The following is an 11,971-nucleotide window of genomic DNA, read 5'->3' as shown; positions in this document are numbered from 1 at the left end:
AGTTAGCATTTTAATTTTTTAATAATACTATCTAGCTTTTTACTATCTCCATCTTTTAGATCTTCTAAAGCTTCTATAGCTGGAGCAAAATCTTCCATTTCATCAAGATAATTTTCTAAAGCATTGCGTAAAATTTCAGCTTTTTTCTTTTTAGAAAATTTTGCAGTTTGACTTAAGCGTTTGTAAAGTTCTTCTGAAAGGGTTAAAGTATATCTTTTATTCATTGTTTAGCCTTTTTATTTTAGTCTTATTGCTTCTTGGCAAGTTTTGCATTTATAGCTTGCATTGGTTGTTTGTATTTTTTGATGAATTTCACAAGGCACTTTATGGATTTTATCTGCACATGAGCAAACATACTCATAAAATTCTTGCAAATCTTCTGAAGTTGTTTCATTATCCTTTTTATTTAATTGTGCTTGGTGCCATTTTTCTATTTTCATATCTTCTCTTAAGATATGCTCTAATAGCCATTTTGATGCAATTATATTGAGTTTTTCTTTTAAATCATTGGTGCTTTTGATATTTTGAATTAAATCTATCATAGATTGAATAATGCTTTTGTGAATTTTTTGATGATTAGCGAGTTCAGGATAACCTATTTTTGCCATATATTTTTCTTCTTCGGCAAAATGTTCTTTCATATAGTTAAAAAAATCTGCAAGTAAAAATTTGATTTGTCCTTTATGAACGGGTTTATCTGAAATCATTTCAACATTAGCAGCAAGTTCGAAAAGTTTTTTGTGTTGTTTATCGATTTCATCATTATGAATGCTGTATTTATCACACCATTTTGGTGGCATATTAACTCCTTGTTTATATTTGGCAGAGTTTTGCAGGCATTATAATTTACAATATTTTAAACTACGATTAATTTTTGTTAAATTTCAGTTTTTTTGCATAAAATTAAATTAGCAGAGCATTCTTTACATTTAAATTGTACTTTAGAATATTGCGTTTTTAAATGAATATCATAAGGAACTTTATGAGTTTTTCCTTCACATTGACATTGATATAAAAATTTTTTGGTTTTGGTTTTTCTTCTTCGAAGGTGTCTGAAGAATTCTTTGCTTGCGTGCTTTGTCTCCAGTGTTCTATCATCATATCATGCTGAATGATGTGTTCTATAAGCCATGAATTAACCACTATGTATAATTTTTCTTTTAAATCATTAGTGCTTTTTATACTTTGTATGAGTTTTATCATAGATTTTGTGATTTGTTTATACATAAGTTTGTGTTGGTTTAAATCAAGGATAATTGATCTCAGCCATATAGTTTTCTTTATCTTGAAAATGAATTTTAATATAGTTGAAAAATTCAGCGATAGTTTTTTAAGTTCTACTTGGTAGATTGGTCTATCAGAAATTTCTTCAACTCTAGCAGCAAGCTCGAAGAGTTTTTGGTGTTGGGTATCGATTTTTGCGTTATTGATACTATATTTTTGATCCCATTCAGGTAACATAAGAGCCTTAAATATAAGATATAATATTATATAAATACCAGGCTTTAATTCTACTAAATTCACACTCAATTTACACAAAAAAAATATAATGTTTAAGTAAAATATAATAAAAAGGTTAAAAATGGCTACACAAATTCTTTTGTTAGAAGATGATATTAATTTAGGAGAAATTGTTAGTGAATTTTTAGAAGAAGAAGGTTTTATAGTTACTTTAGTGGATAATGCTCAAGATGCACAAGATAAAGCTTATGAGAAAAATTTTGATTTATGGATTTTAGATGTAAAAGTTCCACAAGGTGATGGTTTTAGTGTGCTTAAAAATTTAAGAGAAGCTGGCAAATATACTCCAGCTATTTTTATGACTTCATTAAATACTACTATGGACTTACAAAAAGGTTTTGAAAGCGGTTGTGATGATTATATTAAAAAGCCTTTTGAATTGCAGGAGTTAAAAATAAGAATTAATGCTATTTTAAAGCGTTCTTTTGCTCATAAAAATGAAGATTATGAAGACTTGGGAAATGGTTTTAAATTTGCTTTTGTTTCACAAACTTTATATCAAGACGATAAGCCTTTAACCCTGCCTTTAAAAGAATTAAAGCTTTTATCTTTGCTTTTAAAAAATAAAGGTAAATTTATAGATACTGCTTGCATTTTTGAAGAAATTTGGGAGTATGATCAAGAGCCAAGTGAGCTTAGCTTAAGAGCTTATGTAAAAAATTTACGAAAAATTTTAGGTAAAGATAGTATTGTCAACCAAAGAGGAAGAGGGTATTGTTATGTATGAAGCCAAGCGCGTTGCATGGCAAATTCTTTCTTTATATTTGGTAAGTATAGGAAGTGTTCTTATAGTGCTTTTTGGCGTATGGTATGCAAAGTTAATAGAAGAATTAATAACCGAACATAGCATAAAATTAAGACAAGAACATCGTTTTGTAATTTTACAAATGGAAAAGTTACGTTTTGAGCCTATAGAAAAAGGTGCTAGAAAAATTGCTCAAATTTCTAATATAAAATTTGCAATATTTGATAGAACAAAAGTTTATTTTTCTAATCTTGACTTGCCTGCTCAAACAACATTTTTTAAACTTAATAACGCAAATATTTATAATAATAACACTCTAATTTATGTGGCTGATGTGAATTTAAATAATTTATTGCTTGCAAATACTCAAGGACAAGATGCTTTGGAGGTCTTAGGTGATGTTAATCGTCTGAGGATTTTAGTACAAGGTGATGATATCTCCAAAGAACTTGGATTTATAAGATTTAAAGTAGCTTTGGCTATGGTTTTTTCTTTGATTTTTGTAAGTATAATGGCTTATTTTATACTAAAATTTGCACTCAAGCCTTTAGAAATGAGAATAAGATTTTTAAATAATTTTATAAAAGATACCACTCATGAGATTAATACTCCAATTAGTGCGATATTAATGAGTGTAGAAGGTTTAGAAAGAAAAAAAAAATTTGAAGAAGTTAAAGCTTTAAAGCGTGTAAAAATAGCTGCTTTGACTTTGAGTCATTTGTATTCAGATTTAACTTTTTTAAATTTTTCTCAAGCTTATGAAGCAAAAAAGAATTGGATATTTTTAAAAGATTTGATTAAAGAAAGAATGGAGTATTTTAAGATATTTTTGGAACAAAAAAATATCAACTTAGAGCTTAGCTTGGAAGATGATGGAAAAATTTATGCCAATAAAGAGCAGTTTTTTAAAATGTTTGATAATCTTGTTAATAATGCTATAAAATATAATGTAAAAAATGGACATATCAAAATAATGCTTTTGGAGCAAAGACTTATAATAGAAGATAGTGGCTGTGGTATAACAAAGGAAAATTTGGCCAACATTTTTGAGCGTTATTCAAGATTTAATGAAAATCAAGGTGGTTTTGGTATAGGACTTTCTTTAGTGGATAAAATTTGTAAAGATCATAACATTAATATAAAAGTAGAAAGTGAGCTAAATAAAGGAACAAAATTTATTTTAACTTGGAAAAATTAAAATTATTTATTGCTCATTTTAGCTTTTTCTTTGGCATTTATAAGTGTTGTGATAAATTCATTTAAATTTTTAGTATCGTTTTGATTTAGAGTTTGTGAGGTATGATTTAGCATTTGAGTGATTAAAACTTCGTTGCTTAAGTCATTATCACCAAATTCTCTAGCCTTTTGTAAAATTTTCAAAGCAAGCAAATTTTTTACTTCATACATTTTAATCCTTTAAATAAATCACGCTAACAATGCGCTTTGGAGTTTGGTCTTTTCTATAAGAAAAAAATCTCTCATCATCAAAGGTGCAAAGATTGATATCAAAAATATCATTAATACCTAATTCTTTTGCTTGAAATTTAACTAATGCTTTTAAATCAAGCTTATTTTTATGTAAAAAAGGTGCAAATTTTTCTTTGCTGTAGTTTAAAACCTCGCCATTAATTTCATAATTTTTAGCACAAATTCCTGCTGAAATGATGAGTTTTAAACTCTTTGCTTGAGTGTTAAAACTTTCTTGCATTTTTAAAACAGCTTCTTTTAGGATATTTTCAAAACATCCTTTTCTGCCTGAATGTAAAGCTGCTATAGCTTTATTTTTATCATCATATAAAAGCAAAGGTAAGCAATCAGCACTTAAAATGCACAAAGCTACATTTTTTTTATTGCTAATTACCCCATCAGTATTAAAGTAAAAATCTTTATCGTATTGAGTGATAATATTAGAATGAATTTGATTTAAAAATACACACTTTTTTATAGAATTTTCCCAAGGAAAAATATTATCATGAATTTTTGCTCTAAAAATATTATAATCTTGATCAAAGGCTACAAAAGCTTTTGCGAAATCATTTTCTAATAAAGTGATGTAATCTTGTCTATTTGTTGCCATGAAATTTCTTTTTTATAATTTAATTGTCTGTGCATGTATCTTGCTAAAAGATCGCTTTCTATATTAACGCGTCTTCCTATAATGTAATCTTTAAACAAGGTTTCATTAAAGGTTATAGGAATGATAGTTAAACGAATACCATCTTTTAAAACTTCATTGATAGTCAAGCTCACTCCATCTATGGCTACACTTGCTTTATTTGCCATATAAATTTGTATATCATCAGGACATTTAATATAAAAATCAACTCCGTTTTCTTTTTTAGAAATATTAGCAATTTCACCTATACCATCAATATGCCCTTGCATTAAATGTCCATCTATTCTATCGCCATAAGCTAGCGCAGGTTCAATATGCACATAATCTTTTAAATTTTCAATAGCTATGTGAGTTCTTGTTTCATAAGAAAGCTCAAGATTAAAACCATCATCAAAAAGTTTTGTTACGCTCAAACACGCACCATTGACAGCAATACTATCGCCTAGTTTTGGTTTGTAGTTTGCTTTTAATCTTAAAGTGTTGTTTTGATATGATTTGACAAAGGCTAATTCGCGGATTAATCCATTAAACATTCAATACCTTTAATTTTTATGAGATTTTATCTAAAACTTTTAAATTTCAAAAAGTATTTTTAGTGTTTTATTTTAAAAAATATTATATAATTTTTGCCTTTTTATAAAAATGAGGTCAAAATATGTATGATATAATCGTAATAGGTGGTGGGCATGCTGGAGTTGAAGCTAGTGCCGGGGCTGCTAGAATGGGTAAAAAAACTTTACTTTTAACTACTTTAATCGAGCAAATTGGTGCTGCAAGTTGTAATCCTGCTATAGGTGGTTTAGCAAAAGGACATTTGGTAAAAGAGCTTGATGCTATGGGTGGACTTATGGGGCAAATTACCGATGAGGCTGGAATTCAATTTAGAATCTTAAATGAAAGCAAAGGTGTTGCAGTGCGTGGAAGTAGAGCACAAATTGATATGGATGCTTATAGAATTTGTGCTAGAAATATGCTTTTAAAACTTGAAAATTTAGAAATCTCTCAAGAGCAAGCTTTGTCTTTACTTATAGAAAATGATGAAGTTAAGGGCGTTAAAACTAATTTAGAAAATACATATTTTGCCAAAAAAATCATACTGACAACAGGAACTTTTTTAAACGGACTTATCCATATAGGTGAAACCAAGCTTCAAGCAGGTAGGGTAGGCGAGCTTGCATCTGTAAATTTGGGAGATTACTTAAAACAAAGTGGTTTAAAAGTAGGAAGATTAAAAACAGGAACTTGCCCAAGGGTTGATGCTAAAAGTATCGATTTTAGTGTTTTAGAAATTCAACTTGGAGATGAAAATCCTAAAGCTTTTAGCTTTAAAACAAAAAATTTCAAACCCAATCAACTTCCATGTTATATAGCAAGAACAAATTTAAAAACACATGAGATTATAAAAAGTAATTTTTACCGTGCTCCGCTTTTTACAGGGCAAATTGAAGGTATAGGACCAAGATATTGTCCTTCTATAGAAGATAAGATCAATCGTTTTGGTGATAAAGAAAGTCATCATTTATTTATAGAACCACAAACTAAAGATGCGACTGAATATTATATCAATGGCTTTTCTACCTCGCTTCCTTATGAAGTGCAAATTGCAATGCTAAGAAGTATAAAAGGTTTTGAAAATGCTAAAATCACGCGTTTTGGCTATGCTATAGAGTATGATTATATTGATCCAACAGAACTAAAACATACTTTAGAAACCAAAAAGATTAAAAATTTATATTGTGCTGGGCAAATTAATGGAACCACTGGTTATGAGGAAGCTGCTGTACAAGGTTTTATGGCAGGAGTGAATGCGGTTTTAGCAATTGATGAAAAAGATCCTTTTGTGTTAAGGCGTGATGAGGCTTATATAGGGGTGTTGATTGATGATTTAGTGATGAAAGGCACTAAAGAGCCTTATAGAATGTTTACTTCAAGAGCTGAGTATAGATTGCTTTTAAGAGAAGAAAATGCCATTTTAAGACTTGGAGAATATGGATATAATTTTAAGCTTTTAAGTCAAGAAGATTATGCATATATTGAAAATATAAAACAAAATGTTGATAAAGGACTTGAGTTTTTACTTCAAACTACATGGACACCAAGTAAGCAAAATAATGAATTTTTACAAAGTATTGAAGAGGAAAAGATCACTTCAATAGTGAGTTTACAAAAAATTGTTGCAAGAGCTAGTTTTAATATAGAAAAATTAAAAGCTTTAGATGAAATGTTTAAAAATATGGATGAGTATTCTTTAAATGAAATTTTAAATGAAGCAAAATATTATCATTATATTGCAATGCAAAAAGCACAAATTGAAAAAATGAAAAATTTAAATGATTTGAAAATCCCTGAAAATTTTGACTTTAAAAGTGTGAGTGGATTGAGTAATGAAGTAGTAGAAAAACTGCAAAAATTTAATCCACCAACTATTTTTGCTGCTTCGCAAATTAGCGGTATTACTCCTGCTGCTTTAGATATTTTACATATTTATATCAAAATGAAAAAACAATAGATAATAATAAATTTATCTATTGTTATGATTTAAAACAAACATTTATTTTTGTTTTAAATAAATATTCATATATCTTAAATCAAGCTTTTTATACCAAAGAAAAAATTTATCATTTTTTAGATAAACTGCTAAGTTTTACAAAAAAATCAAAACAAAGGAAGTAAAATGGCTACATCTGAAAGTAGACGAAGCTTTATGGGCTTTGCCTTTGGAACGGTAGCTGCTGTGGGTGGTGCTTTTTCATTAGTTGCAATGAAAAAAACATGGGATCCACTCCCAAGTGTAAAAGCAGCAGGTATTACTACTGTAGATCTTTCTGGCATGAAAGAGGGCGAGCTTAGAACAATTGAATGGCGTAAGAAGCCTATATTTATCTTAAAAAAAGATGCAGATATGGTAAAAGATAGCAATAGAGATGTTGTTGTAGGTGATGTTGCTTATACTGTAGTTATTGGTCTTTGTACGCATTTAGGCTGTATTCCAGCTTACGCTCCAAGCGAAAAATTATTTAAGTGTGCTTGCCATGGTGGTGAATTTGACACCAGTGGTAAAAATGTATTTGGTCCTCCTCCAAGACCTTTGGATATTCCTCCTTTTAGAATTGATGGAACAAAATTAGTATTAGGCGAAGAAGGTCCAGAATATAAAAAAATGATCGCGGAGGCTTAATATGGCACAGATAAAAAAAGCAAATGGTATTGTAGATTGGCTTGATCAAAGATTAGCTGTAAATAAGCTTTTTAATGTTTTAATGGCTCAATATTGGATACCAAAACAAATTAACTTTTTATGGGCAATGGGTGTTATTTTAACTACTCTTTTTGCTATTTTATTTATTTCAGGTTTATTTTTGGTAATGTATTACAAGCCAGATGTAGCTTTGGCTTTTGATAGTGTAAATAAAACTATTATGCAAGAAGTGGAGTATGGTTGGCTTTGGCGTCATATGCACGGTGTGGCCGCTTCGGTTGTATTTTTAATCATATATATCCATATGTTAACAGGAATTTATTATGGCTCTTATAAAAGAGGCCGCGAAATGATTTGGATTAGTGGTATGCTTTTATTTGTTGTATTTTCAGCAGAAGCATTTAGTGGATATATGTTGCCTTGGGGGCAAATGAGTTTTTGGGCTGCTCAAGTTATTACTCAACTTTTTGGTGGAATTCCTTTTATAGGTGATGCGTTGGTTATTTGGATAAGAGGAGATTTTGCAGTTTCAGATCCAACTTTAACTAGATTTTTTATGCTACATGTATGTTTATTGCCTATTGTGATTTTAGCAATTATTGCATTCCACTTTTATTCTTTAAGAATTCCTCATGTAAATAATGAAATTTCAGAAGAGATTGATTTTGATTTAGAAGCTGAAAAATATTTAGCAGGTGATACAAAAGGTTCTAAAGTTATTCCTTTTTGGCCAGGATTTTTAGCTAAAGATTTCATGTATATTGCGCTATTTATGATTTTCTTCTTTTATTTGGTATGTTTTAAATTTAATTTTGCAATGGATCCAATCAACTTTGACCCAGCAAATTCTTTAAAAACACCTCCTCATATTTATCCTGAATGGTATTTCTTATGGAGTTATGAAGTTTTAAGAGGATTTTTCTTTGATGTTGGAAGCATTAAAGCTTTTGATATAGGGCTTACAGCATTTGGTATAGCACAAATTATTTTCTTCTTATTACCTTGGCTTGATAGAAGTGATGTTGTAAAACCAGCACATGAAAGACCGATGTTTTTTGTATGGTTTTGGGTGTTATTGATAGATTTAATTGTGCTAACAGTTTATGGAAAACTTCCTCCAACAGGAATTAATGCTTGGATAGGATTTTACGCTTCTATGGTATTTTTACTATTATTGTTAGTAGTTTTACCAATTATTACTATCATGGAAAGAAAAAGGGGCTAATAATGAGAGAATTAAAAATATTTTTTGTAGTTGTCTTTTTCACAGGTTTAGTTTATTGGGGGGTTGAGCCTTACGCGCATTCAGTGATGAATCCTCCTTCAACTCCAGTTAATTTTGACTTTGCAAAAGCTGATGCAGAATTTACCAAAGGTGAAGTTGCTTTAAAAGAAAAAGCAGCAGTGGATGCTAATGCTTCAGGAAGTGAAAAAGCTATAGCTAATGCTCAAAAAGCATTAGAGCTTGCAAAAAGCCAAGAAGAAGCTACTAAGCAATTATGGGAAAAAATCGCAAAAATTGATTTTAGTAAAGGTAATATACAAAAAGGCAAAGAGCTTTTTGAAGGAAATTGTATTGCATGCCATGGTGTGAAAGCCGTCGGAATTCCTGCTACTATTACAGATTCTTCTTTGGGTGTAACGCCTCCTGATTTGAGTGATGCAGGTGTTATCTATGATGAGAAATTTTTAGCAGCATTGATTGTTGATCCAGTTAAAGCTTTACAAATTTCACATAAATTTAATGATGAAAATCCATTCTTAATGCCTGCTTATCCTTTAAGTGGCGATGAAACACAAGATAATCAAGATTTAGCAGATTTAATTGCATTCTTTAAAAATACAGCTAGTGAATATGAAAAAGAATTTGATGTAAAATTAAAAGCCGATTTAGAAGAAAAATATGCTAAAAATCAAGAACTTTCAGAGCAAGTAAAAACAGCTTTAATTGCAAAAGAGTTTGATTTTGCTAAAAACAAACATACATTTGAAAATGCTTGTGGAAGATGCCATGATGTAAAATATGATGGCTTTGTTTCAAGCTCAAATATGAGTGATTTAAAAAATTATCTTGGTATGACACCTCCAGATTTATCTATGATGATTCGTTCTAAAGGCGCACATTATCTTGAAATCTTCATCAATGAACCTCAAAAGAAAATTCATGGAACTGCTATGCCAAGAGTTGGTTTGAATGAAAAAGCACAAACCCAAGTTATTAATTATCTTGAAAAAGTTGGTGATAGTAAAAAAGAAGAAAGAGAGCAAACAGGAATTTATATCATGATATTCTTTGCTATCTTAAGTATTTTTGCTATAGGTTGGAAAAGATCAGTTTGGTCTAAACTACACTAATTTACCCAAAGAACGCCGCAAGGCGTTCTTTTTCTTCAATAATAAGCTAAATATAAAATAAAATTTGATATAATACTTTTTCATTTCACACGCATTAATTTCCTTATTAGGTTGCTTATGGGTTAAAGAATGCGGAGGAATAAACCTAATTATTTTATTTCAAGGAGAATTTCATGGTAAGCATGAGAGATTTATTAGAGTGCGGTGTACACTTTGGACACCAAACAAGAAGATGGAATCCAAAAATGAAAAAATTTATTTTTGGTGAGAGAAAAGGTATTTATGTAATTGATTTACAAAAAACACTTAGATACTTTAGATATACATATAATATTGTTCGCGATGCTGCTGCAGAAGGTAAAACAATTTTATTTGTTGGTACTAAAAAACAAGCAGGTGGAGCGATTAAAGAATATGCTGAAAAATGCGGTATGCCTTATGTAAATCACAGATGGCTTGGTGGTATGATGACTAACTTTGGAACTATCCGCCAATCTATTAGAAAATTAGAAGTTATAGAAAAAATGGAAGAAGATGGAAGCATTAAACTTTTAACTAAAAAAGAAGCATTAATGCTTACTAGAAAAAAAGAAAAGTTGTTAGCATATCTTGGTGGTATTAGATATATGAAAACTCAACCTGATATGATTTTTGTTATTGATACTGTTAAAGAAAAAATTGCAGTACAAGAAGCTAATAGATTAAAAATCCCTGTGATTGCTCCACTAGATACAAACTGCGATCCTGACTTAGTAGATTTCCCAATTCCAGGAAATGATGATGCGATTCGTTCAGTTCAACTTTTCTGCCAAGAAATGGCTGAAGCAATCAATGAAGGTAAAGCTTTAAGAGAGCAAGATGGCGAAGTAAATGAAGAACAACCAATCTCTGAAGAAGAAAAAAAAGAAGTTCTAGAAGAAGCTATGAGTGAAGAAGATTTTGAAGGAGATAAAGAATAATGGCTGAAATCACTGCACAAATGGTAAAAGAACTGCGCGAAAGTACTGGCGCAGGTATGATGGATTGTAAAAATGCTTTAAAAGACACAGATGGTGATTTTGAAAAAGCAGTGCAACTTTTAAGAGAAAAAGGACTTGGAAAAGCTGATAAAAAAGCTGATCGTTTAGCTGCTGAAGGTTTGGTAAGTGTAAAAGTAAGCGATGATTTAAAATGTGCAACTGTAAGTGAAATCAATTCTGAAACTGATTTTGTTGCTAAAAATGAACAATTTATTGCTTTAACAAAAGATACAACAGCACATATTCAGGCTAAAAGCCTTCAAAATGTTGAGCAGTTGCATTCAAGTGAGATTAATGGTGTTAAATTTGAAGAATATTTAAAAAATCAAATTGCAACTATAGGTGAAAATTTAGTTGTAAGAAGATTTGCTACTGTAAAAGCTGGAGCTAGTGGAGCGGTAAATGGTTATGTTCATTCTAATGGACGCGTGGGTGTTATTATTGCTGCAGCTTGTGATAGTGAAGCTACGGCTAATAAGTGTGGAGAATTTTTAAAACACCTTTGTATGCATATTGCTGCAATGAAACCAAGTTATCTATCTTATGAAGAACTTGATATGGATTTTGTAGAAAATGAATATAAAGCTTTAGTTGCAGAGTTGGAAAAAGAAAATGAAGAAAGAAGAAGATTGAAAGACCCTAATAAGCCAGAGCTTAAAATTCCAAAATTTGCAAGTAGAAAGCAATTAACCCAAGAGATAATCCAAGAAGTTGAAGAAGCTATTAAAGCTGAGCTTCAAGCACAGGGAAAACCAGAAAAAATTTGGCCTAACATTATCCCAGGTAAACTAAATAGCTTTATAGCGGATAATTCTCAGCTTGATGGTAGACTTACTCTAATGGGACAGTTTTATGCGATGGATGATAAAAAAACTGTCGAGCAAGTAATTGCAGAAAAAGAAAAAGAATTTGGTGGAACTATTAAAATAGTAGAATTTGTTCGTTTTGAAGTGGGCGAAGGTCTAGAAAAGAAAACTGAAGATTTTGCTGCTGAAGTTGCTGCGCAAATTGGTTAA

14 protein-coding genes are annotated in these 11,971 nt (G+C 30.2%); 8 read left to right on the top strand and 6 right to left on the bottom strand.

What is annotated here, in order from left to right:
- Window positions 1-2: 2 nt before the first annotated feature.
- The 3 genes from CAMP18498_RS02845 to CAMP18498_RS02835 form a co-directional block, all read right to left on the bottom strand.
- Window positions 3-224: a ribbon-helix-helix protein, CopG family gene (locus CAMP18498_RS02845; RefSeq protein WP_337197378.1), complete on the bottom strand. Its 222-nt coding sequence runs from the start codon at window positions 222-224 to the stop codon at window positions 3-5.
- A gap of 12 nt (window positions 225-236) precedes the next feature.
- Window positions 237-800, bottom strand: a complete 564-nt coding sequence (locus CAMP18498_RS02840; RefSeq protein ID WP_337197377.1) for a bacteriohemerythrin — start codon at window positions 798-800, stop codon at window positions 237-239.
- A 157-nt stretch (window positions 801-957) separates the two neighbouring features.
- Window positions 958-1,461 carry a hemerythrin domain-containing protein gene (locus CAMP18498_RS02835; protein ID WP_337197375.1) on the bottom strand — a complete coding sequence of 168 codons (504 nt, stop codon included), beginning with the start codon at window positions 1,459-1,461 and terminating at the stop codon, window positions 958-960.
- Window positions 1,462-1,582: 121 nt separating this feature from the next.
- Here CAMP18498_RS02835 and dccR point away from each other — a divergent pair, with 121 nt between their 5' ends.
- Window positions 1,583-2,248 carry a two-component system response regulator DccR gene (gene dccR, locus CAMP18498_RS02830; RefSeq protein ID WP_214118110.1) on the top strand — a complete coding sequence of 222 codons (666 nt, stop codon included), beginning with the start codon at window positions 1,583-1,585 and terminating at the stop codon, window positions 2,246-2,248.
- Window positions 2,211-3,464, top strand: coding sequence for a sensor histidine kinase (locus tag CAMP18498_RS02825; RefSeq protein ID WP_337197372.1), 1,254 nt, complete (start codon window positions 2,211-2,213; stop codon window positions 3,462-3,464). The genes dccR and CAMP18498_RS02825 overlap by 38 nt, the downstream gene beginning before the upstream one ends.
- A gap of 2 nt (window positions 3,465-3,466) precedes the next feature.
- On the opposite strand, the gene CAMP18498_RS02820 is transcribed toward CAMP18498_RS02825, so the two are convergent.
- The 3 genes from CAMP18498_RS02820 to ribE are packed head-to-tail and all read right to left on the bottom strand — an operon-like array spanning window position 3,467 to window position 4,915.
- Complete coding sequence (locus CAMP18498_RS02820; RefSeq protein ID WP_149062476.1) at window positions 3,467-3,673, bottom strand: hypothetical protein; 207 nt, start codon at window positions 3,671-3,673, stop codon at window positions 3,467-3,469.
- Window position 3,674: 1 nt separating this feature from the next.
- Complete coding sequence (pgeF, locus tag CAMP18498_RS02815) at window positions 3,675-4,343, bottom strand: peptidoglycan editing factor PgeF (protein ID WP_337197370.1); 669 nt, start codon at window positions 4,341-4,343, stop codon at window positions 3,675-3,677.
- Window positions 4,307-4,915, bottom strand: coding sequence for a riboflavin synthase (ribE, locus tag CAMP18498_RS02810; RefSeq protein ID WP_337197368.1), 609 nt, complete (start codon window positions 4,913-4,915; stop codon window positions 4,307-4,309). Before ribE ends, pgeF begins: the two co-directional genes overlap by 37 nt.
- Before the next feature lie 122 nt (window positions 4,916-5,037).
- On the opposite strand from ribE, the gene mnmG reads away from it, so the two are divergent.
- The 6 genes from mnmG to tsf all read left to right on the top strand — a co-directional run bounded on the left by mnmG (window position 5,038) and on the right by tsf (window position 11,971).
- Window positions 5,038-6,891 (top strand): tRNA uridine-5-carboxymethylaminomethyl(34) synthesis enzyme MnmG, encoded by a 1,854-nt coding sequence (mnmG, locus tag CAMP18498_RS02805; RefSeq protein WP_337197366.1) that lies wholly within the window; start codon window positions 5,038-5,040, stop codon window positions 6,889-6,891.
- A gap of 165 nt (window positions 6,892-7,056) precedes the next feature.
- Window positions 7,057-7,560 carry a ubiquinol-cytochrome c reductase iron-sulfur subunit gene (petA, locus tag CAMP18498_RS02800; RefSeq protein ID WP_337197364.1) on the top strand — a complete coding sequence of 168 codons (504 nt, stop codon included), beginning with the start codon at window positions 7,057-7,059 and terminating at the stop codon, window positions 7,558-7,560.
- A 1-nt stretch (window position 7,561) separates the two neighbouring features.
- Complete coding sequence (locus tag CAMP18498_RS02795) at window positions 7,562-8,806, top strand: cytochrome b (RefSeq protein ID WP_337197363.1); 1,245 nt, start codon at window positions 7,562-7,564, stop codon at window positions 8,804-8,806.
- Window positions 8,807-8,808: 2 nt separating this feature from the next.
- Window positions 8,809-9,936, top strand: a complete 1,128-nt coding sequence (locus CAMP18498_RS02790) for a c-type cytochrome (RefSeq protein WP_337197362.1) — start codon at window positions 8,809-8,811, stop codon at window positions 9,934-9,936.
- A gap of 173 nt (window positions 9,937-10,109) precedes the next feature.
- Window positions 10,110-10,895 (top strand): 30S ribosomal protein S2, encoded by a 786-nt coding sequence (rpsB, locus tag CAMP18498_RS02785; RefSeq protein WP_337197360.1) that lies wholly within the window; start codon window positions 10,110-10,112, stop codon window positions 10,893-10,895.
- Window positions 10,895-11,971, top strand: a complete 1,077-nt coding sequence (gene tsf, locus CAMP18498_RS02780) for a translation elongation factor Ts (protein ID WP_337197359.1) — start codon at window positions 10,895-10,897, stop codon at window positions 11,969-11,971. The genes rpsB and tsf overlap by 1 nt, the downstream gene beginning before the upstream one ends.

It is taken from the genome of Campylobacter sp. W0066.2 (genome assembly GCF_024723515.1).
Lineage (GTDB): Bacteria > Campylobacterota > Campylobacteria > Campylobacterales > Campylobacteraceae > Campylobacter_D.
This window is presented reverse-complemented; position numbering and strand designations above follow the sequence as displayed.

What these genes read in the sequence shown, in the direction of transcription:
- CAMP18498_RS02845 (WP_337197378.1), bottom strand. Translation starts at nt 224, where the DNA reads ATGAATAAAAGATATACTTTAACCCTTTCAGAAGAACTTTACAAACGC.
- CAMP18498_RS02840 (WP_337197377.1), bottom strand. Translation starts at nt 800, where the DNA reads ATGCCACCAAAATGGTGTGATAAATACAGCATTCATAATGATGAAATC.
- CAMP18498_RS02835 (WP_337197375.1), bottom strand. Translation starts at nt 1,461, where the DNA reads ATGTTACCTGAATGGGATCAAAAATATAGTATCAATAACGCAAAAATC.
- dccR (WP_214118110.1), top strand. Translation starts at nt 1,583, where the DNA reads ATGGCTACACAAATTCTTTTGTTAGAAGATGATATTAATTTAGGAGAA.
- CAMP18498_RS02820 (WP_149062476.1), bottom strand. Translation starts at nt 3,673, where the DNA reads ATGTATGAAGTAAAAAATTTGCTTGCTTTGAAAATTTTACAAAAGGCT.
- pgeF (WP_337197370.1), bottom strand. Translation starts at nt 4,343, where the DNA reads ATGGCAACAAATAGACAAGATTACATCACTTTATTAGAAAATGATTTC.
- ribE (WP_337197368.1), bottom strand. Translation starts at nt 4,915, where the DNA reads ATGTTTAATGGATTAATCCGCGAATTAGCCTTTGTCAAATCATATCAA.
- mnmG (WP_337197366.1), top strand. Translation starts at nt 5,038, where the DNA reads ATGTATGATATAATCGTAATAGGTGGTGGGCATGCTGGAGTTGAAGCT.
- petA (WP_337197364.1), top strand. Translation starts at nt 7,057, where the DNA reads ATGGCTACATCTGAAAGTAGACGAAGCTTTATGGGCTTTGCCTTTGGA.
- CAMP18498_RS02795 (WP_337197363.1), top strand. Translation starts at nt 7,562, where the DNA reads ATGGCACAGATAAAAAAAGCAAATGGTATTGTAGATTGGCTTGATCAA.
- CAMP18498_RS02790 (WP_337197362.1), top strand. Translation starts at nt 8,809, where the DNA reads ATGAGAGAATTAAAAATATTTTTTGTAGTTGTCTTTTTCACAGGTTTA.
- rpsB (WP_337197360.1), top strand. Translation starts at nt 10,110, where the DNA reads ATGGTAAGCATGAGAGATTTATTAGAGTGCGGTGTACACTTTGGACAC.
- tsf (WP_337197359.1), top strand. Translation starts at nt 10,895, where the DNA reads ATGGCTGAAATCACTGCACAAATGGTAAAAGAACTGCGCGAAAGTACT.